The 19,555-nt window shown below is 62.7% G+C and carries 16 protein-coding genes, 1 tRNA gene and 1 pseudogene; 9 read left to right on the top strand and 9 right to left on the bottom strand.

Annotation, left to right across the window (positions count from 1 at the left end; all coding sequences use genetic code 11):
* The 4 genes and pseudogenes from LL253_RS00005 to LL253_RS00010 all read right to left on the bottom strand — a co-directional run.
* Window positions 1-338 (bottom strand): annotated as a pseudogene (locus LL253_RS00005) (transposase); the annotation flags it as partial.
* Window positions 339-421: 83 nt separating this feature from the next.
* Window positions 422-523, bottom strand: coding sequence for a phage integrase central domain-containing protein (locus LL253_RS19975; RefSeq protein ID WP_407696068.1), 102 nt, complete (start codon window positions 521-523; stop codon window positions 422-424).
* A complete protein-coding gene (locus tag LL253_RS19895; protein WP_323133381.1) occupies window positions 480-647 on the bottom strand; it encodes a hypothetical protein in 168 nt (55 codons plus the stop codon). Before LL253_RS19895 ends, LL253_RS19975 begins: the two co-directional genes overlap by 44 nt.
* Before the next feature lie 314 nt (window positions 648-961).
* A tRNA-Thr gene (locus LL253_RS00010) sits at window positions 962-1,037 on the bottom strand.
* Between the two features lie 156 nt (window positions 1,038-1,193).
* Between LL253_RS00010 and LL253_RS00015 the strand changes: the two genes are divergently transcribed.
* Both LL253_RS00015 and LL253_RS00020 read left to right on the top strand, forming a co-directional pair.
* Complete coding sequence (locus LL253_RS00015) at window positions 1,194-2,492, top strand: PAS domain-containing protein (RefSeq protein ID WP_228225757.1); 1,299 nt, start codon at window positions 1,194-1,196, stop codon at window positions 2,490-2,492.
* 272 nt (window positions 2,493-2,764) lie between these two features.
* Window positions 2,765-7,429, top strand: a complete 4,665-nt coding sequence (locus LL253_RS00020) for an NAD-glutamate dehydrogenase (RefSeq protein ID WP_228225758.1) — start codon at window positions 2,765-2,767, stop codon at window positions 7,427-7,429.
* Window positions 7,430-7,478: 49 nt separating this feature from the next.
* Here the strand turns inward: LL253_RS00020 and LL253_RS00025 are convergent, their stop codons facing one another.
* A complete protein-coding gene (locus LL253_RS00025; RefSeq protein ID WP_407696069.1) occupies window positions 7,479-8,417 on the bottom strand; it encodes an MlaA family lipoprotein in 939 nt (312 codons plus the stop codon).
* Window positions 8,418-8,699: 282 nt separating this feature from the next.
* Between LL253_RS00025 and LL253_RS00030 the strand changes: the two genes are divergently transcribed.
* The 4 genes from LL253_RS00030 (at window position 8,700) to LL253_RS00045 (ending at window position 11,717) form a co-directional block, all read left to right on the top strand.
* Complete coding sequence (locus LL253_RS00030; protein ID WP_228225759.1) at window positions 8,700-9,359, top strand: PepSY-associated TM helix domain-containing protein; 660 nt, start codon at window positions 8,700-8,702, stop codon at window positions 9,357-9,359.
* 14 nt (window positions 9,360-9,373) lie between these two features.
* Window positions 9,374-9,904 (top strand): DUF2271 domain-containing protein, encoded by a 531-nt coding sequence (locus LL253_RS00035; RefSeq protein ID WP_228225760.1) that lies wholly within the window; start codon window positions 9,374-9,376, stop codon window positions 9,902-9,904.
* An 8-nt stretch (window positions 9,905-9,912) separates the two neighbouring features.
* The gene (locus tag LL253_RS00040; RefSeq protein WP_407696070.1) at window positions 9,913-10,743 is read left to right on the top strand and encodes a DUF4198 domain-containing protein; all 831 of its coding nucleotides are present in this window, start codon (window positions 9,913-9,915) and stop codon (window positions 10,741-10,743) included.
* 110 nt (window positions 10,744-10,853) lie between these two features.
* On the top strand, window positions 10,854-11,717 hold the full coding sequence (locus tag LL253_RS00045) for an FAD:protein FMN transferase (protein WP_228225761.1): 864 nt from the start codon (window positions 10,854-10,856) through the stop codon (window positions 11,715-11,717).
* 11 nt (window positions 11,718-11,728) lie between these two features.
* Here LL253_RS00045 and LL253_RS00050 read toward each other — a convergent pair whose 3' ends face one another.
* The gene (locus LL253_RS00050; RefSeq protein WP_228225762.1) at window positions 11,729-13,708 is read right to left on the bottom strand and encodes an alpha/beta hydrolase family protein; all 1,980 of its coding nucleotides are present in this window, start codon (window positions 13,706-13,708) and stop codon (window positions 11,729-11,731) included.
* Window positions 13,709-13,842: 134 nt separating this feature from the next.
* Here LL253_RS00050 and LL253_RS00055 point away from each other — a divergent pair, with 134 nt between their 5' ends.
* The gene (locus LL253_RS00055; RefSeq protein WP_228225763.1) at window positions 13,843-15,525 is read left to right on the top strand and encodes a M28 family metallopeptidase; all 1,683 of its coding nucleotides are present in this window, start codon (window positions 13,843-13,845) and stop codon (window positions 15,523-15,525) included.
* 15 nt (window positions 15,526-15,540) lie between these two features.
* Here LL253_RS00055 and LL253_RS00060 read toward each other — a convergent pair whose 3' ends face one another.
* A complete protein-coding gene (locus tag LL253_RS00060) occupies window positions 15,541-16,002 on the bottom strand; it encodes a DUF6265 family protein (protein ID WP_228225764.1) in 462 nt (153 codons plus the stop codon).
* Between the two features lie 99 nt (window positions 16,003-16,101).
* On the opposite strand from LL253_RS00060, the gene LL253_RS00065 reads away from it, so the two are divergent.
* On the top strand, window positions 16,102-17,088 hold the full coding sequence (locus LL253_RS00065; protein WP_228225765.1) for an agmatine deiminase family protein: 987 nt from the start codon (window positions 16,102-16,104) through the stop codon (window positions 17,086-17,088).
* Window positions 17,089-17,104: 16 nt separating this feature from the next.
* Window positions 17,105-17,953 carry an N-carbamoylputrescine amidase gene (gene aguB, locus LL253_RS00070; protein ID WP_228222766.1) on the top strand — a complete coding sequence of 283 codons (849 nt, stop codon included), beginning with the start codon at window positions 17,105-17,107 and terminating at the stop codon, window positions 17,951-17,953.
* Between the two features lie 12 nt (window positions 17,954-17,965).
* Here the strand turns inward: aguB and LL253_RS00075 are convergent, their stop codons facing one another.
* Both LL253_RS00075 and LL253_RS00080 read right to left on the bottom strand, forming a co-directional pair.
* Window positions 17,966-18,649 carry a Fe2+-dependent dioxygenase gene (locus LL253_RS00075; RefSeq protein WP_009822185.1) on the bottom strand — a complete coding sequence of 228 codons (684 nt, stop codon included), beginning with the start codon at window positions 18,647-18,649 and terminating at the stop codon, window positions 17,966-17,968.
* Between the two features lie 18 nt (window positions 18,650-18,667).
* Window positions 18,668-19,435 carry an energy transducer TonB gene (locus tag LL253_RS00080; RefSeq protein ID WP_407696071.1) on the bottom strand — a complete coding sequence of 256 codons (768 nt, stop codon included), beginning with the start codon at window positions 19,433-19,435 and terminating at the stop codon, window positions 18,668-18,670.
* Window positions 19,436-19,555: the final 120 nt, after the last annotated feature.

Below are 19,555 nucleotides of genomic sequence, written 5' to 3' on the forward strand. Positions count from 1 at the left end.
CGGCAGACTGTGCGAACGATCGATCATCGCTTTGCGCTCGGCAACAGACCGGCCTTCCCGAGCGCGCCGGCCAAAAAATCATTCGCCAGCGTCAACTCACCGATCTTGGCATGTAGTGTCTTCACGTCAACCGGCGGCTCGCCCGTTTCCGATGCCTTGTCCGAACCAAACACACCGGCTGCGCCCTCCAGCAACTGGCTTCGCCACGTCGTGATCTGGTTCGGATGCACGTCAAACTGCTGCGCCAACTCGGCCAGCGTCTTCTCGCCCTTCACGGCAGCCAGTGCCACCTTCGCCTTGAATGCCGGACTGTGGTTCCGGCGGGGTCGTTTGCTCATCTCTGCTCCTGTCTCGCAGCCATACTGGCCACCGTCAGGCAGAAAATCCACTTATCTCAATGTTTAGTTTTGCCAGGCCACCTCTATGCCACTGCGTAACGAAATACCTGCCCGATGAAATTCAGTGCGTGTTTCGCGCTCTCATGCCGCCCCTTTTTCTCGATAGGCCGCAGAGCCAGCAGCACGCAGGTCCCGCGCTCCGTCCCGCAGGATATGGGCTCTCGTTGAAGAAACATCCGGATAAGCGCCTAGGGAGAGTAGCTTTTTAACCTTTTTAAACCGTCCTTGAGCATCGATCCGAAATTTCAATCTCCATAGTCGGCTGCCATCGGGCTTATCAGGAGGAAAAGGCCGCGCTCATCAGCGACCTAATATGGCTTGTCTTGAGGCTTTAGCCCCCTGTTTCTCGTGTCTGAAAGCGCCATCTGTCGACCATCCCATCTGCCTCGTCCGCTTCCTGGGGGTATCGCGTTTCACTCATTAGCCTCATGCCCCTTTCCAATACCCCCAATGGGGAACGGACAGGCATGGACGGCGACAACTGCAGCCAGCCAAAAAGAGTGAATTTTTATCTGATTTCCGCCGCTTCTTCAACCTGATGTGGATGCTAACGGAGGGGGTACTGGTGCCGCTTACGTGACTCGAACACGTGACCCCATCATTACGAATGATGTGCTCTACCAACTGAGCTAAAGCGGCGATGGCGGGGCAGATAACAGCGGTTGGGCGATTGGACAAGCGGGCAAATCATCCTCTCATCCGCTTTTCTTGCGCTCTCCATTTACCCCCTCTTTACCATCCCCTGCGACAATCGCGGTCCGGCCAAGGCTTTGCGGTAGGACAGGAACCGACTGGATGGACACTCTGCGGGGACAGGACGTCGCCCATGATCAGGATGATTTCGACGATGGCGACGACGCCGCGATCGAAAGCCCGCCCGCTGTCGGATCGGATGAGCGCCGGATGCAGGTGCGGGCCTATAATTACTGGGCATCGCTGCTGGGCGACCGCGCGCTGCCCTCGATCGAGGATCTGGCGCCGGACCAGCTTGAGGATTTCGGGCCTTACAGCGTGTTGCTGGATTTCAGCACGGGCCTGGAAAACCCCGCCATCGTCTATCTGGGCTCAGCGCTGCGCCAGGAATGTGCGATCGAAGGCACCATCGACTATATCCAGGATGTGCCTGCCCGGTCCTTGCTCTCTCGGCTGACCGACCATTATCTCCAGATCATCGCCAACGCCGCGCCGATCGGCTTCGAAGCGGAATTCATCAACCAGCGCGACGCCGAAATCCTTTATCGCGGCATTTTGATGCCCTTCTCTTCTGACGGTGACACAATCGACTTTGTGTTCGGCGTCATCAACTGGAAGGAAACCGTCAGCAGTGACATGCTGCACGGGCTGGAGCGGGAAGTGGGCGATGCGTTGCGGAGCGCTCCGACGCCGCGAGCCGCCACGCCGATCTGGGCCGATGGTCCCGCAAGCGATGCGATGACCACGGCCCCCGATGAAATTGACGAAGATGCGCTCGACCTGGCCGGCATGGAATGTCCGGCCGACGATGCCTCCCTGGCCGACTGGCTCGCCCTCGCCCGCGACGGCGCGGCTCGTGTGCGCATCAGCGAAGCACGCAGTCATGCCGCGCTCTACCGCGCCGTCAGCCTTTGCTATGATTTCGCCCTGGTCGCCCGCGCCCGGCCCGACGACTATGCAGAACTGCTTGCCGACTATGGCGTCAAGGCGCAGGCGCGCAGCCCGATGACGGCGGTCATCAAGCTCGTCTTCGGCGCCACCTATGACAAGACGCGCATCACCGAATATGCGACAGCGCTGGAGCATGCGCTGGGCAGCGGACTGGGCGTCGGGATGCTGGCGGACTATCTGACGGCCTATGTCGGCGGCCTCAAGGCCGTGGTGCGCGACGAGCGCGCCAAGCGACGCGCCGCCTCGCCCATGCGTCCCGATCGCCGCCAGACCGCGCGCGATGTCATCAAGTCGGCTGCGGCGCTGGACCCTGTTGCGGTCAGTACCGATCCGGATGGGTTGGCCGTTGTTGTCGCCCGCCGCGAAGAAGACGGCAGCTTGTCGATCGTCGCCGCGCTGCCGGAAGGTTCGGATCTTGGCCAGCGGGTCATCGTCGCCGCATCGCGTTGACGGCTCGCATCGACGCACGCCAGGCCCCGCCTCTCGACATCGTAACTTAGTCACGTAATAGAGGCCGGGCATCGCGCGGCGCCAGTTGGTGCCGCATGCTGCGCTGCATCATATTATTTCACAATTCCGAAATTTTATTTCGTTCGATACTTGAGCGTTTCTGCCGTGCAGCGCATATAAGCGATCCCGAGCCGAGGAGTCGCATGGCGGCCATCCAGCGCCTCCTCCGTTCAGACTAGAGCGGGTGAAGACCGCTGTTGAGAGGTGAGCGAATGACGGCGCTGGTGGAAGCGAAGAATAAGGACGTTGACCAGAACATCCTGGAGGCGTTGCAAGGCGCGCTGAGCAAGGGTGCGCTACCGGGCGAAAGCGAGGGACTGGATCAGGCGGCACTCGCTGCGGCTGGGGCCTTCCTGGGCCGCGTCGCCAACGGGCGGCGCCCCGGTGAGCCGGCAATCGTCATCGAAACCCTGGGCGAAGGTGCGACCGGCCGGTTCATGCGGCTGGCCATCATCAATGATGACATGCCTTTCCTGGTGGACTCCATCGCCAACGCGCTTGCCGCCGCCGACATCACCATCCATCGCCTGCTTCATCCCATCCTCTCGGTCGAGCGCGATGCCGGCGGTGCTCTGACCGCCATATTGGACGATGATGCGCCGGGCGCCCGGCGCGAATCCATGATCTACATCGAAGCGGATCGGGCGGATGCGAAGGCGCGCCGGGCGCTGGAGAAAGCGCTTACGGAAACATTGGCGGACGTGCGCGCGGCCGTTGCGGACTGGGCGCAAATGCAAGCCGCCATGTCGGCCGACGCGGACGCGGTCGCCGATGAGGAGGGCGCGGCGCTGCTGCGCTGGTTCCTTGCCCGCCACTTTACCCAGACCGGGCATGAGGTCGTTGCACGTGACGGCAGCAGCAACGCGGCACTGGGCATATGCACCCGCCACGACCGCGCCCTGGTTGCGCCAGCGTCACTGGACGCCGCCTTTTCCTGGTTTGAGGAAGGCAAGCGCACGCCACTGATCATCAAGTCCAGCCGGCTTTCGCGTGTGCATCGGCACGTGCTGCTGGATCTCGTCATCGTGCCCGTACGTTCCGGCAAGGACGTAACCGCGCTGTCCATTCATGCGGGCATGTGGACCAGTTCGGGCCTTGCCGCGACGCCGGACAAGGTGCCGCTGCTGCGCTCGGCACTTTCGACGCTGATGGATAAATTCGGCTTCGAGCCGATGAGCCATGCAGGCAAAACGCTTGCCCACGCGCTGACGGCTCTGCCCCACGACATCACCATCGGTTTTGATCGCGACACGCTGGAGCGGCTGGCCCTGACGTTCATGTCGCTGACGGATCGCCCGCGGCCCAAGCTGGCGCTCGCGACCAGTGCGCTGGCGCGCCATCTCTATGCCTTCGTCTGGCTGCCGCGCGATGAATTGTCGACCGCGCGCCGCGTCGCCATTCAGAACATGCTGGCCAGCGCCGCCAATGGTCCGGTGCTCAGCTGGTCGATTGCGCTTGAAGAGGGCGGCTTGGCGTTGCTGCGCATCACGCTCGACCTACGTGATGGCGGCACCGTCCCGGACGCACCGACACTCGATCATCAATTGCAGCAGATGGTGCGCGGATGGGTGCCCGCGGTCGAGGAATCCTTGGCGCTAACCGAAGAACCCGGCCGCGCTGCCGCGATGGCGCAGCGTTATGCCGCCGGCTTCCCGCTGGCCTATCGCAATGGCGCCGGTCCGGCCGAGGCGGCGGTCGACATTCGGCTGATTCATGGTCTTTCCGGACCTGGCGACAAATCCATCCGCGTCTACCGCAATCCGGAAGACTGCGCCGAGCGCCTACGTCTCAAACTCTACAGCCATGATACGACGGCCCTGTCCGAAGTCGTGCCCGCGTTCGAGAATTTCGGGTTCCGCGTCATTGAAGAAATGACCACGCCTATCGACAGCGGCGCACTTGGCCATGTTCAGCGCTTTGTGCTGGAACTGCCCTCGGGCGGCGACGCGCAACTGGTGGTCGATCGCGCCGAAATCGTGACTGAGGCTATCGCCCAGGTGCTGGAAGGGCGTGCAGAAAACGACCGTTTCAACGAACTGATCGTCACAGCCGGCCTGTCACCGCGATCGGTCGTGCTGTTCCGCGCGCTCTATCGCTATCTGCGTCAGACCGGAGTCGCCTATGGTATGGCGACCTTCGCTGAAACGCTGCGTCGGGCGCGCGATGTCACGATGAACCTCGTAGCCCTGTTCGAAGCGCTCCATGATCCCGCAGCACAGGCGGATTCCGAAGATCGCATCGCCGCAGCCAACGCCGCCATCGATGCGGGGCTGGAGCAAGTGACGGCGATTGATGAAGACCGGGTCCTGCGCTTGCTGCGCGCTGTCATCGGCGCGACGTTGCGCACCAATTTCTATGGGTCGGCCGCTTCCGAAGCGCTGGCGTTCAAGCTCGACAGCGCGCAGATTCCCGGCTTGCCCGCTCCTCTGCCCTGGCGCGAAATCTGGGTCTACAGCCCGCGCGTCGAGGGCATCCACCTGCGCGCCGGCCCGGTTGCGCGCGGTGGCCTGCGCTGGTCCGATCGGCGCGATGATTTCCGCACGGAAATCCTAGGCCTGATGAAGGCGCAGCGCGTCAAGAATGCCGTGATCGTGCCAACGGGGGCCAAGGGCGGATTCTATCCCAAGCAGCTGCCCAATCCCCAGGCCGATCGCGACGCGTGGCTCGCCGAAGGCACCGAAAGCTATCGCATCTTCATCCGCGCCTTGCTGTCGGTCACCGACAATATCGTCAAGGGAGAGGTCAAGCATCCCGCCGAGGTGGTGGTGCGGGACGGAAATGACCCCTATTTCGTGGTCGCCGCTGACAAGGGCACCGCGACCTTCAGCGACGTCGCCAACGCCATCGCACAGGATCGGGACTTCTGGCTGGGCGACGCTTTCGCCAGCGGCGGCTCCAATGGGTACGACCATAAGGCGATGGGCATCACGGCCCGTGGCGCATGGATTTCCGTGCAGCGCCATTTTGCCGAAATGGGCATCGATGTTCAGAACGAACCGGTCAGCGTGGTCGGTTGCGGCGATATGTCAGGCGACGTGTTCGGCAATGGCATGCTGCTGAGCAAGGCGATCAAGCTGGTCGCTGCCTTTGACCATCGCCACATCTTCTTCGATCCCACGCCCGATCCCGAGCGCAGCTGGGAGGAGCGCAACCGGATGTTCCAGCTTCCCCGGTCCAGTTGGGAAGATTATGACAAGTCCCTGATCTCCAAGGGTGGCGGCGTTTTTTCGCGCAGCCTCAAGCGCATTGCCCTCACCCCGGAGATGCAGGCCATTCTCGACGTCACGGACACGGAAATGGAGCCGTCCGCGCTCATCTCCGCAATCTTGAAAGCGCCGGCCGACCTGCTCTGGTTTGGCGGCATTGGCACCTATGTGAAATCGAGTACGCAAAGCCACAGCGACGTGGGCGATCCGGCCAATGATCGCCTGCGCATCAACGCTGAGGAACTGCGGGTCCGCGTAATCGGCGAAGGCGCCAATCTGGGCGTCACCCAGGCGGGACGCATCGCCTTCTCGCTCAGGAGCGGGCGCATCAATACCGACTTCATAGACAACAGCGCTGGCGTCGATTGCTCGGATAATGAGGTCAATATCAAGATCGCCCTGAACAAGGAAATGGCGGAAGGCCGCCTTCCCTTTGATGCGCGCAACGCGTTGCTGGAAAGCATGACGGATGCGGTCGCCGACCTGGTTCTGGAGGATAACCGGCTCCAGGCTCTAGGCCTTTCCATCGCCGAAGCGGGCGGTAATGACGATCTTGCCAGCTATGTCCGCCTGATCGAAACCTTTGAGGAATCCGGCCGGCTGGACCGCCAGGTCGAAGGGCTTGCCGCCAACGACCAGTTGCTGCGGCGCGGGCAGGATGGTCAGGGGCTTACCCGGCCCGAACTGGCGGTCCTCCTTTCGACCGCGAAACTGTCGTTGCAGGATGCGATCGAACATGGCGATCTGGCCAATGACGTCAGCATGATCGACGAGCTCATGGCCGCTTTCCCCCCGGCCATGCAGGAAAAGGAAGCCGACGCCATCGCCGCGCACGCACTGCGCAAGGAGATTATCGCGACCAAGGTCGCGAACCGCATCGTCAACCGCCTGGGCCTCATCCATCCGTTCGAACTGGCCGAAGAAGAAGGTTGCTCACTTGCGGATCTGGCCAATGCCTTCCTGATCGCCGAACGGCTATACGGCATTCGTGATCTTTGGGCCGATATCGACAGCGCGGACATGGGTGAGGACGCACGGCTGGGTCTGTTTGCGACCATTGCCAGCGGGATGCGCGCCCAGATCGCGGATATCCTGCGTGCCCTCCCGACGGGAACCTTGCCGGCGCAGGGTCATGCACGGTTGGCGCCTGGCGTGCAAAAACTGGCCGAACAGGTCGATGAGCTGCTGACCAGTGAAGCGCAGCGTCGCACCGCTAGTGTCTCCGACCGGCTGCTTGGACTGGGCGCGCCCGAACCTCTGGCGCGGCGCGCGGCGGGCCTGTTCAAGCTGGACGGCGCGGTCGGCATTGCGTCTCTGGCGTCCCGCATGGACATGAATGAAGTCGCCCTCACCCGCGCCTTCACGCATCTGGGCGAAGCGGTCGGCATCGACTGGGTCCAGTCCACCGCGGCTCGGATGGAGCCGTCCGATCCATGGGAAAGGCTGCTGATTTCCGGCGTCGCGCGCGACATGCAGCAGGTGCGACTGGACTTTCTGGCGCAGACATCCGCCATGGACGTGTCGGACCATGTCGAACAATGGCTGAAAGCCAAGGCAGCCCGCATTCGCCAGTTCCGCAGCCTGGTGCAGCGCGCCAAGGCGGCGGCCAACCCCAATGTGGCGATGTTGGCGGAGATTGCGGGCCAAGCGCGCGGCCTTCTGGGGCGCTGAGGTCCCGAACGCCGGGAGGCAGGCGCGCCTGCCTCCCGGGCCAACCTCCTCAATCTACGGCAGGCGTGGCCACCCCGGACGATGCGCCATTGTCTTTCGGTGTCGGGATCCCCGGCCCATAGACAGGCACGACGGGTTCATCCGGAGCGCGTCCATGCAACGCGTCGATCTCCGCCTGCCGCTGTTTCAGATATAAATCGCGATAGGCGGCATAGGGATCATCGTCCTTGCGCAATTTCTGGATCGTCTCGTCAAATGCTGCGCGTTCGCCAAGTTGGTTCAGCACCGTGGCCGGAATGACGTAGGTCGGCTTATTGAACGGCTCACCGATGGACAAGGGCAGGATCATCTTGTCGACCGTATCCCCCACAATATCCCGCAACGTGGTCGGGCCCACAATCGGCAAATACATATAAGGGCCGGGACCGACGCCATAATAGCCCAGCGTATTGGCCAAGCCATTGTTGCGATGGGGCAAATGGAACGGCTTGCGCTTCGCCACGTCAAACAGGCCCAGGAAACCCAGCGTCGAATTGACGCCAAAGCGCCCCGCTGTTTCGGCGGCCTTGCCCGGCTTCAATTGCAGCAGATAGGCGGCAAAGACGATCGGCTCGCCAATGTTGGAAAAGAAGTTGCGCAGCCCTTTGCGCACCGGTCGCGGCAGGCCCTTATTATACGCCTTGGCCACTGGCTCCACGACCGCTTTGTCGACCGATTGCACGGCTTGGAAGCTTTTGGCATTGAGCTTTTCCATCGGATCGCCCGGCGGCGCGCCCTTCTCGCCGGTCACGACGATATCCTGGACCACGTCTTCATCCGCGGGCTGGCCTTCTGTCGGCTGGACTGTCGGACCGGCCGGTGCCGGATCGACGGCCATTGGCGCGGTCTGGTCCGCCCGCGACAAAGCGCCCGTCCCTTGCGGATCGGGCTGCTGCGCGGCAGTCCCCATCATCATCATTCCCGCAGCAACGGCCGGTATCAGCATCATAATATTCCCAGAAAGGCACCGCTTCTGTTCGCAAAAGCGCGCCGGTAAGATGGCACCGCAATGCGTGCGCCTATCGTAGCTGTCCGGCATCCGGCGTGTCGGCGCTAGACCGACAACATCATAACGTCAAGAAAACGACTTGGTGCGACGCGGTGGATCATCGGCTTTCCACGGCGCGATGAGCGGCATTTCCCGCTATGACGTTCCTGCCGGCGAGAATCCGTTGCAACTGCGAGTCGTTCGCGTTATTGCGACGGTGTTGATACGGGGCGACTTATCTCGATGCATGGCACTTCCCACACCCCAAGCAGAGGCAAAGGGGAAAAGACCAGACGCGGCGCCAAGGCCTTCTGGATGAAGCAACTGCACAGCTGGCATTGGATCAGTTCGGCCGTCAGCCTGATCGGGCTCCTGTTGTTCGCCTTCACCGGCATCACTCTCAACCACGCCGCCGACGTCGAAGGCGCGCCCACTATTGTTGAGCGAAGCGGCACACTGCCCGCCCCCTTGCTGGCGCAGATCGCCGTCAGTGACGCGCCGGACGCCAAAAAGCCGTTGCCCAACGCCGTGCGGCTGTGGCTGGATGAGGAAATGGGCCAAAGCGGCGCGGCCGATGCCGAATGGTCGGCGGACGAAGTCTACCTGGCCTTGCCTCGCCCCGGTGGCGACGGCTGGGTCGCAATCGACCGCCATAGCGGCAAGGTGACAAGCGAAAGCACCAACCGCGGCTGGATCAGTTACCTCAATGACCTCCACAAGGGCCGCAACGCGGGATCGGCGTGGAAATGGTTTATCGATATTTTTGCTGTGGCCTGCTTCCTGTTCGCGCTCACCGGACTGCTGCTGCTGCAACTCCATGCGCGCAGGCGTCCCAGCACATGGCCGCTGGTGGCTGCCGGCCTCGCCATCCCGGCCATCGTCGCCATCATCTTCATTCATTAAAGGGATCATCACCCATGCAGCTTCGTCACTCCTTGCTTTTGACCGGTGCGGCCGCCGGGGCGGCCAGTGCCGCCGCTTTGCCCGCCCACGCTCAAACGCTGACCATGTCCATCATCATTCCGCGCCTCACCGTCGCCGAATATCACCGACCCTATGTCGCCGTGTGGATCGAAAAGCAGGGCGCTACACCACGCACCCTGTCGGTCTGGTATGATTATGACATGCGCAATGGCGAAGGCGCCAAATGGTTGCGCGATGTGCGGCAATGGTGGCGGGCCTCGGGTCGAACGATGACGTTCCCGGCCGATGGCGTGACTGGCGCGACCCGGGCACCTGGCGAACAGAAGCTCGCCTTCACTTCGGGCAAGGGGCCGCTCGGGTCTCTGACACCCGGCAATTACACGATGATCGTTGAAGCGGCGCGTGAAGTGGGCGGACGTGAAGTGCTGCGCCTGCCTTTCGCCTGGCCGCCAAAGCCCGGGACGACCGTCCGGGCAAAGGGCGCAAGCGAACTGGGCGCTATCACATTGACATTCGGCAAATGAAGGGGGCGATGATGAAAAGGACTTTATGGACCGCAGCAATTGCTGCGTTGCTGCTGACACCGGGCCTGGCGCAGGCGCATCGCCAATGGATGCTGCCTTCGGCGACATCGCTTTCGGGCACGGAAAGCTGGGTCACGGTCGACGCCGCCATCTCCAACGACCTGTTCTATTTCGAGCATTTCCCGCTACCGATAGATGGCATCGTCGTTACCGAGCCGGATGGTGCCGCTGGGACGATCGAAAACGCCGCCAAGGGCCGCTACCGCTCGACGTTCGACGTCCATTTGACCAAGCCTGGAACCTACCGCATCGCCTCGGTGGCGAACCGCCTGATGGGCAGCTATATGCTGAACGGGAAGCGGGAACGCTTGCCCCGTGGCATCACCAGGGACAAGCTGGCCAGTGCCCTTCCCGCAGGCGCAACTGACGTGCAGGCCAATGACTCCATCAACCGCAACGAAATTTTCGTGACCTTGGGTGCGCCCACCACCAATCTGTTCACACCGACGGGCGACGGCATCGAAATGGTGCCGGTCACGCATCCCAATGATCTTGTTGCGGGCGAAGCGGCGACCTTTCAGTTCCTGCTAGACGGGAAGCCGGCATCGGGCCTGAGCGTCACAGTGATCCCTGGCGGCATTCGCTACCGCGACAGCCTGGGGCAGATGGACCTGACCGCCGACCAGGACGGCAAGATTGCCGTTACCTGGCCGGAACCTGGCATGTTCTGGCTGAATGCCACTGTGGGCGGCCGGCGCGAAGGCGCTGGCGAAGCCGATGCACCGCCAAGCCAGCGGCGGACCTCCTACGTTACGACGCTTGAGGTGCAGGCGCCCTGACCGTCACTGTCACGACCGCCCCTCGCATTGCGATCGCGCCAGGCCTGTCGCCCGAAATTTTCCGCGGCAGGCAAAGGCGGGGTGCGATCACGGGGTTTTCCGGCCCGACGATGGGTACGACATGGTCCGCATCGGTCGTCGATCCGCCGGCAGATGCGGAAATGACCATAAGAGCGAAGCTGGACATGGTCATCGCCCAGATGAGCAATTGGGACGCAGATTCGGTCATCAGCCGCTTCAACCGGCAGCCGATCGGCGCCTGGATGACCTTGCCTGTCGAAATGATGACAGTGCTTCGCACCGGAATGGACATTTCGCGATTGTCGGGCGGCGCGTTCGATCCCGCCCTTGGCCAACTGGTCGGTCAATGGGGCTTCGGCCCGCACGTCGCCAACGAAGCCCCCGCATGCGGTAGCGCCGCCACTTCTGTTGAAGTGGGCGATCATGGCGCTCGCCGCCTTGCCGATGTGGCGCTAGATTTTTCGGGCATCGCCAAGGGCTTTGCCGTCGATGCCGTGGCCGACGCCCTGCGAGCACTGGGGGCAGCCAATTTCCTGGTCGAGATTGGCGGCGAATTGCGGGGGGCAGGCGTCAAGCCGGATATCCAGCCATGGTGGGTGGATATGGAAACGCCACCCGGCATGGCGTTGCCACCGATGCGTGTGGCCCTAAGCGGACTGGCGATCGCCACATCAGGCGACTATCGGCGTTTTCATATGGCCGCGGGCAAGCGACTGTCCCACAGCATCGACCCCGGGACAGGCGCGCCGATCCAAAATGGCGTCGCTTGCGTCACCGTGCTGCACGACAGCGCCATGATGGCGGACGCCTGGGCCACGGCGATCACTGTCGCCGGCCCCGGAAAAGGTCTGAGCCTCGCGCGCGAACATGGCCTCGCCGCCCGTATGATCGTGCGCACCGATAACGGACCGCGCGAACATCTGACCCCGGCGCTTGAAATGATGCTGGCGTAGAAAAACAGGCGCTATTTTCCAGCGGCCATCAGGAAATCTGCGCTCCTCTGCAACATGTCCGCGCGGGCATCGCTGTCCGTCAGGCTGTGAGTCAATCCGTCATAGGTGATCAACTGGCTGCGCTTGCCGGCTCCCTGCAATTTGGCTTGCATGATCCGCGCCTGGCTTATGTCGACATTGCTGTCGTCGGTGCCGTGGAACATCAGCACCGGTGCGCGAAATGCGGCGGCATGATTGGACGGGGACGCCTCTGCAGCCTCCGGCCCGGTTCCCATGCGCTGCTGTTGCAGCAGATAGTCGGCGCTATATTGGCTGCGCCGCATCCGATCGGCAAAATCCGTCACCGGCGCGATCGCCACCACTGCCTTGAACAGCGCAGGATCGACCGCCTGCGCCTGCAATGCTGCGTACCCGCCATAAGACCAGCCCGCGATCGTCAGCTTATCAGGGTTGGCAATGCCCTGCGCCACCAGCCAGCGCCCGGCATCGACAACGTCACTGATTGCCATCCGCCACGAACGATAGCCGTTGCGCATCAGCCATGCCTCACCAAAGCCAGCCGAGCCGCGAAACTGCGGTTGCAGCACGGCGAAACCGCGTGCCGCATAATATTGGACCATCCAGTCGAAACCCCATTCGTCCCGCGCTTCCGGGCCGCCATGGGGCAGGACGATAGCCGGCAGGCCCTTTGCCGTCTCTTTGCCGGGCGGAAGCGTGAGATAGGCCGGGATCATCGTGCCGTCGCCCGCCTGATACTGAACCGACTGCATGACGGCGAGCGTGCGTCCGGCAAGCTCCGGTCGATCAGGCATGATCGGCGACAATTTGCGGGCGGCGCGGTCGAACAGATAATATTGCCCGGGATCGACATCGCTGCCGGCCCAGATCAGGACGCGGTTGCCGTCGCTGCTCATGTCGCTGATGTTGATGGCCTTGCCGCCCAATGCCTTGCCCAGCGACGACACCAGCGCCTTTGCCTGTTCGTCGAAATAGACTGCCTGGCGATGGTCGGTGACGTAGCTGGCGCCGACGACGCGCCGGTCGCGACCCACCCGGATTAGCGCGCTCACATCCACGTCTGGGCGCGAGAATATGACCGTCTTGGCAAGACTTGGGTCCAGCGCGACCGTGACCAACGCATCGCGACCATTCATCTTTTCAAACCCATAAGCGACGTTCTTTGTCGGATCGACGGCAACCGGGTAGAAACCGCTATTGTCCCGCGTATCGTATAGGGACAAATTGCTCCATCCCGACTTTCCCACCGGCCGATAGAGAAATTTATAGGTGCCTTTGGCATAACCGGACGTGCGGTTTTCCTGAAGCGCCATGATGCGGACATGGCCCTGCCCGTCGGAGATGTAATCGACCGCCAGTTTATCAGGAGATTCGATCCGCTTAGCCGAGCCACTGCGGGTGTCGATCCGGTCGACGCCCAACCCTTCCAGCTTCTTTTCGATCAGGCTGCCGATCTTCGCTTCTGGCACATAGGATCGGGTCATGAGGACGGTGCCCTCGTCATCGGGCAGCAGATCGATCACATCGCCGCCTCTCAAGTCATAACTCAGCGCGTTCGCTCCGCGCCGCTGGCTTAACAACTTGGTGTCTCGTCCATCTGCGCCGACCGCGAACACATTGGAAAAGCCATAGACATCATCGCCATAGCGTTGCTCACCGACTATCCGGCAAGCAAGACGGTCGCCAGAGACCCAATCGCAACGATTGAGATATTCAGGGCGGCCGCTGGTCGAGGCTATCACTTTGATATCAGCGCCTTCGCGCGCCTCAAGAACATAGGCGCGACTTGTCCGTCCGGGTCCCGAAGCGATCAGCGCGATTGTTCGGCCATCAGGCGACAGGCTGGCCGAAGAAATGGTTTCACGCGCGCCAAAGGCCTTGGCCAAGGCATCGGGTTGCCCCTGCGCCAAAGCCGTGGCAGCCGATCCCGCCAACCAGAGCGCGATGCACGCAGCTTTCGCGATTCCCCTCATCTCCAATATTCCCCCACAAAATCCCCTCGAGTCCGGTGGCTAAGCCAAGGCGGACATATTGGCAACGGCTTGCTTGCTCTCCCCGCTGCTCAGTGGCATCACCCCTCTACCGATAAGAAAAAGGGGACATAGTCTTGCGCAGTTCCATTCTGGCGATCGCCGCCATATTGGCTCTTCCGGCCTGCACCACCATGTCCGACGCGCCGCCAGAAAGCGCGTCGGCTCAGCCTGCCGCTTCCGGCGTGACGCCATCCATCGACACGATGAAACGGCTGGTGCAGCTATTGTCCTCGGACGCCTATGAAGGCCGCGCGCCCGGATCGGCCGGGGAGGAGAAGACGCTGGCGCTGCTGTCGTCGGAATTTGCCAGGCTGGGGCTCAAGCCCGGTAACAATGGCAGCTGGTTTCAGGATGTCCCGCTGGTCGAAATCACCGCAAAAAATGTGTCGCCGCTGCGCTTTAGTGGCGAGAATACCCCCGTCACCGCCGCCTATGGCCCGGAAATGGTGATCGGCACCTATCGCACGGCCCAGCCGCATATCGCGGTGAAGGACAGCCCGGTCGTGTTCGTGGGTTATGGCATCAACGCGCCCGAAAAGGGCTGGAACGATTATGCCGGCGTCGATGTGAAGGGCAAGACGGTCATCATCCTGGTCAATGATCCCGACTATGAGACAAGCGGCCTTGAGGGCACCTTCAACGGCAGGGCCATGACCTATTATGGCCGCTGGACCTATAAATATGAGGAAGCGGCCCGACAGGGCGCCGCCGCCGCGATCATCGTGCACGACACGGTGCCTGCCGCCTATGGCTGGAACGTCGTGCAGTCCAGTTGGACCGGTGCGCAGCATGTCGCCGACAGCGCCAATGGCAATGCCGACCAGTCCGCCGCGATCGGCTGGATCCAGAAGGACAAGGCGCAGGCGCTGTTCGCCAGCGCGGGCATGGATCTGGACGCGCAGATGCGTGCCGCCAAGCAGCCCGGATTCAAGGCAGTGCCGCTGGCGGGCGTCAAGGCGAACGTCTCCTTCGACAATGACCTGCGCAAGCATAGCTCGAAGAATGTCGTGGCGCTGCTGCCCGGCAAGACGCGCCCGGACGAATATGTGCTCTACAGCGCCCATTGGGATCATCTGGGCCGATGCCAGGCCGCGCCCGATGGCGACGACATCTGCAACGGCGCGGTCGACAACGCCACCGGCACGGCTGCGCTCGTCGCCCTGGCGGAAGCGAATGTGAAGGCTGGGCCGACCGACCGGAGCCAGGTCTTCCTGGCGGTGACGGCGGAGGAATCGGGGCTGCTGGGGTCGGCCTATTATGGCGAAAACCCGGTCTTCCCCTTTTCCAGGACCGTCGGCGGCGTAAACATGGACGCGCTCAGTGTCGCAGGTCTGGCAAAGAATGTCGTCGTGATTGGCAAGGGCAAGTCCCAGCTTGACGCCTATCTGGACCGCGCTCTGGCCGCGCAAGGCCGGGTCGCGACGGTGGAGCCGACGCCGGAGAAGGGCTATTATTATCGCTCGGACCATTTCAGCTTCGCCAAGCATGGTCTGCCGATGCTCTATTTCGAAGGCGGCGAGGATCTGGTGAATGGCGGCACCGCCGCCGGCATGGCGGCGGCCGAGGATTATACCAAGAACCGCTATCATGGCCCCAAGGACGAATATGATCCCAATTGGGACTGGAGCGGTGTCGCGGCTGACCTCAAACTTTATTATGACGTGGGTCGCGCGCTTGCCGAAACCACCGAATGGCCCAATTGGGTTGAAGGCGATGAGTTCCGCGCCATCCGCGACAAGGATCGCGCTGGCCAATAAGCCAGAGGAGAGGACCTATTTCCCGGCCGGGGAATAGGTCCAGCTCTGGGTCTGCGATCCATCCATTCGCGACGTTTCCGCCATCAACAGCCGCCCTTCTCGCCAGTAGCGAATGCGTTGGGGATACTCATGATCGGGGTTGGCGAAGCTGATGTCGCGCACGCCCTGTTCGACCAGCGTGAATGGCGTTGCCGGTCCACCGTCGGGCGCGGCATAAAGCATCACATCGCCCGCCCCATCGCGGACGATGCGAATGACCTCCCAGCCCAGCAGGCTTTCGCCGCGCCCGTTGCGGCCAACGCCGATCATCGTGCCGCCGCGCGGCAGCGTCCACACTTCTTCCGCCCAGCGATCGCCGCGCTGCTGGACCCATTCGCCAGTCAGCCATTCGGGCAGTTCGTCCGCCCATGCCTTGCCCGACAGCGAAAGCGACAGCAGCAAGGCCATCGCCACTGTCGGGATACCCGCCTTCATCATCGCAACCCTCTGTCCAGATCCGTGATCGCGCGTTATGGAGCGCGCACCCTTTCCGACCCATCATGATCCGGCGCGTCAGGCCGGGCAAGGATATTGCACATGACCTTCCGCATGCCCGCCGAATGGGCGCCGCACGACTGGACCTGGATCGGCTTTCCGACCAACCCTGCCGAATGGCCCGGCGCATTCGATGGCGCACGCCAGCAGATCGCCGCCTTTACCAACGCCCTGCATTGCGGCGGCAAGGGCGAGCAGGTGCGGCTGGTCGTCGCCCATGAAGAGGACGCAAAGGCCGCCCGCGCAATGGTCGATGCATCTGTCCGCATCGTTGTCGCGAACCTCGGCGACGTATGGCTGCGCGACACCGCGCCGATCGCCGTCCTGAACGGCACAGGCGGACGCGCGCTGGTCGATTTCGGCTTCAACGGCTGGGGCGGCAAATATCAAATGCCGGGCGATGAGGATATCGGCGCGCGGCTGGCGGCGACCACCGGCCTTCCCACATCGACGCAAAACTGGGTGTTCGAAGGCGGGGCGATCGACACCGACGGCACGGGCCTGTTCGTGACGACCGAGCAATGCCTGCTCAACCCCAATCGCAATCCCGACCTCGATCGCGGGAAGATCGAAACATTGCTGGCGGGAAGCCTGGGCCTGTCGGACATGCTGTGGCTGGGCGACGGATTGCGCAACGATCATACCGACGGGCATGTCGACAATCTGGCGCGCTTCGTTGCGCCGGGCGTTCTGGCTCTTCCCGTCGCCACGACCCCGGACGATCCCAATGCCGCCATCTACGCTGACGCACGCGCCCGCGCACAGGCTTACGGGCTGGAGGTAGTGGATGTCCCCTCGCCCGGGCTTGTGCTGGTCGATGGCGAGCCGATTCCGGCAAGCTACATGAATTTCTATATCGGAAACGCCGCTGTCATCGTGCCCATTTATGGCCAGCCCAACGACCAGGCGGCGCTCGACGCCTTCCGCGCCTTCTTTCCGGGTCGGGAGATTGTAGGATTGCGCAGCGACGCCATATTGTCTGGCGGCGGCAGCTTTCATTGCTGCAGCCAGCAGATGCCATCGCTCTGATCTATCGGGAAACAGAATGACCAAGGTTACCGTCGCCGCACTTCAGCTCTCCTTTTCCGACGACAGGGCTGACAATATCGCTCTGGTCGCCGATCATGTGCGCAAGGCGGCGATGCGCGGGGCCAAGATCATCCTGCCGCCGGAATTGTTCGAAGGCCCCTATTTCTGCCGCGTGGAGGACGAAGCGCTGTTCGCCAACGCGCTGCCGACGGACGAGCACCCCGCCGTGCAGGACATGCGCAAGCTGGCGAAAGAGCTAGGCGTCTATATCCCCACCAGCTATTTCGAGCGCGACGGCCACCACCATTATAACTCGCTCGCCATGATCGATGATCAGGGGGAGATCATGGGCGTCTATCGCAAGAGCCATATCCCCGACGGGCCGGGCTATGAGGAGAAATATTATTTCCGGCCTGGCAATAGCGGCTTCAAGGTGTGGAAGACGCGGTACGGCACGATCGGCGTCGGCATCTGCTGGGACCAATGGTATCCCGAAACCGCACGGTGCATGGCGTTGATGGGGGCCGAAATGCTCTTCTACCCTACCGCCATCGGCTCCGAACCCTATGATGCGGACCTTGACACCAGCCGCATGTGGCGGCGGGCGATGATCGGTCATGCCGTGTCCAATTGCATGCCGGTGATCGCCGCAAATCGCATTGGTGAGGAAGACGGCCAGAGCTTCTACGGCCACAGCTTCATCAGCGACGAATGGGGCGACTATGTGTCGGAAGCGGATGCGAAGGACCATGGTGCGCTGGTCGCAACGCTCGACCTGGAACGCGCGCGCATCCATCGCGCGGGCATGGGCTTCTTTCGCGATCGCCGGCCGGACCTGTATGGCCGCATCGCGCAGGACATCTGAGCCGCGCGCGGCCTAGACGTCGGCCCAGCGCCGCAGCAGATTATGGTAGACGCCGGTCAGGCGGATAACTTCCACATGATCCTGCCCCAGCTGCGCGGCGATACCCTGGACGCTGCGATCCAGGTCGAACAGCATCTGCCGCGCCGCATCGTCGCGGATCATCGACTGGAGCCAGAAGAAACTGGCAACCCGTCGCCCGCTTGTCACCGGCTCCACACGATGGAGCGAGGATGAAGGGTAGAGGACGGCGTGCCCGGCCGGCAGCTTCACCTGCTGCACGCCAAACTGGGTTTCGATCGTCAACTCGCCACCCTCATAGGCTTCGGGCGGTTCCAGAAACACGGTAACGGACAGGTCAGACCGCACGCGAAAGCCCGTACCGGCCTGAATGCGCACGGCATTGTCGACATGGACGCCAAAGGATTGCCCACCCGCATAGCTGTTGAACAGCGGCGGAAAGATGCGCAGCGGCAGCGCCGCCGCGATGAACAGTGGCGATTGTCCGAGTGCGTCGAGGATCATCTGGCCGGCTCGCTTCGCGGCCAGGCTGTCTTCGGGCAATTGCAGATTATGCTTGGCGAGGGCCGACTGGTGGCCGGAGGTGATGTTGCCATCGACCCAATCGGCGGCGTCGATCAAGTCGCGAATGGCGGCAACGCCGGCAGCGTCGAGTAGGTCGGGAATGGGGATGAGCATGGGGTGAAGGGCTGTCCGTCAGGCGGCGTCGGTCCGCAGGATGAAGGGGATTTCCACGACGCCACGCACGCGCACCGGTTGGCCGCTGCGCAGCACCGGCTTCCAGCGCCAGCCGCGCACGGCTTCGCTGGCAGCCTTGTCGAGCCGGAAAAAGCCGCTGCTCTGCGTAACGACCAGATTTTCAACCGCACCGTCCAGACCCAATGTCAGGGTCAAGACAACAGTGCCTTGCTCCCGCTTGCGACGGCTTTCAACCGGATAACGGGGCGGCTTGCCGGCAATCATCTGCGCGCCAAGGTCGCCCCCCTGGACTAGGCTGGGCGCCGCGACCGGCGCGGCGACGACCGGCGAAGGAGCAGGAACGGCGATCGCGACCGGTGTTGGAGATTGCGGAGGCGATACGTCCGGTGTCGTGCGTATCTGGGGTGCCGGCGGCACCGGTGTCTGCACGATCGGCGGCGGCGCGACCACTTCGGGCCGGGACGGCGGCGGGGGCGGCGCTTCCTCAGCGGGCGGCGGGGGTGGCGGACTAAGGTTGACGACAGTCAGTGACGCGTCCTGCGCCTTGGTAACATGGCTGCGAATCTGCACCAGCGCGCCGATCAGCAGGATGTGGATCAACAGGATCGCAATGATCACGGGCACATTCGGACGAGAACGGACTCCGTAGCGTTCACCCGGCACAGACCGTTGCGACATGGTCCGAACGCTATCGACGTTCACCACTGGCTCGCAGATGATCGCCACATCGTCCGTATCGCTCGGCTCGCTTGCCGCTTGCAGCATGACAGCGCCTCCCTTTCCGTCAGCCCGCGATAGCGCGAAGACTAATGCGAATCAATTGCGGCGTTTGCAAGCCAACAAAATGGGGCGGCGGATCGAGCCAAGGCCAATTGATCCGCCGCT

Source organism: Sphingobium soli, assembly GCF_020782245.1.
Classification (GTDB): domain Bacteria; phylum Pseudomonadota; class Alphaproteobacteria; order Sphingomonadales; family Sphingomonadaceae; genus Sphingobium; species Sphingobium soli.

Excerpts from the sequence above, each read along its gene's own strand:
- aguB (WP_228222766.1), top strand. The coding sequence starts at position 17,105 with ATGACCAAGGTTACCGTCGCCGCACTTCAGCTCTCCTTTTCCGACGAC.
- LL253_RS00050 (WP_228225762.1), bottom strand. The coding sequence starts at position 13,708 with ATGAGGGGAATCGCGAAAGCTGCGTGCATCGCGCTCTGGTTGGCGGGA.
- LL253_RS00080 (WP_407696071.1), bottom strand. The coding sequence starts at position 19,435 with ATGCTGCAAGCGGCAAGCGAGCCGAGCGATACGGACGATGTGGCGATC.
- LL253_RS00065 (WP_228225765.1), top strand. The coding sequence starts at position 16,102 with ATGACCTTCCGCATGCCCGCCGAATGGGCGCCGCACGACTGGACCTGG.
- LL253_RS00030 (WP_228225759.1), top strand. The coding sequence starts at position 8,700 with ATGCATGGCACTTCCCACACCCCAAGCAGAGGCAAAGGGGAAAAGACC.
- LL253_RS00035 (WP_228225760.1), top strand. The coding sequence starts at position 9,374 with ATGCAGCTTCGTCACTCCTTGCTTTTGACCGGTGCGGCCGCCGGGGCG.
- LL253_RS00040 (WP_407696070.1), top strand. The coding sequence starts at position 9,913 with ATGATGAAAAGGACTTTATGGACCGCAGCAATTGCTGCGTTGCTGCTG.
- LL253_RS00060 (WP_228225764.1), bottom strand. The coding sequence starts at position 16,002 with ATGATGAAGGCGGGTATCCCGACAGTGGCGATGGCCTTGCTGCTGTCG.
- LL253_RS00075 (WP_009822185.1), bottom strand. The coding sequence starts at position 18,649 with ATGCTCATCCCCATTCCCGACCTACTCGACGCTGCCGGCGTTGCCGCC.
- LL253_RS00045 (WP_228225761.1), top strand. The coding sequence starts at position 10,854 with ATGGGTACGACATGGTCCGCATCGGTCGTCGATCCGCCGGCAGATGCG.
- LL253_RS00020 (WP_228225758.1), top strand. The coding sequence starts at position 2,765 with ATGACGGCGCTGGTGGAAGCGAAGAATAAGGACGTTGACCAGAACATC.
- LL253_RS00025 (WP_407696069.1), bottom strand. The coding sequence starts at position 8,417 with ATGATGCTGATACCGGCCGTTGCTGCGGGAATGATGATGATGGGGACT.
- LL253_RS00015 (WP_228225757.1), top strand. The coding sequence starts at position 1,194 with ATGGACACTCTGCGGGGACAGGACGTCGCCCATGATCAGGATGATTTC.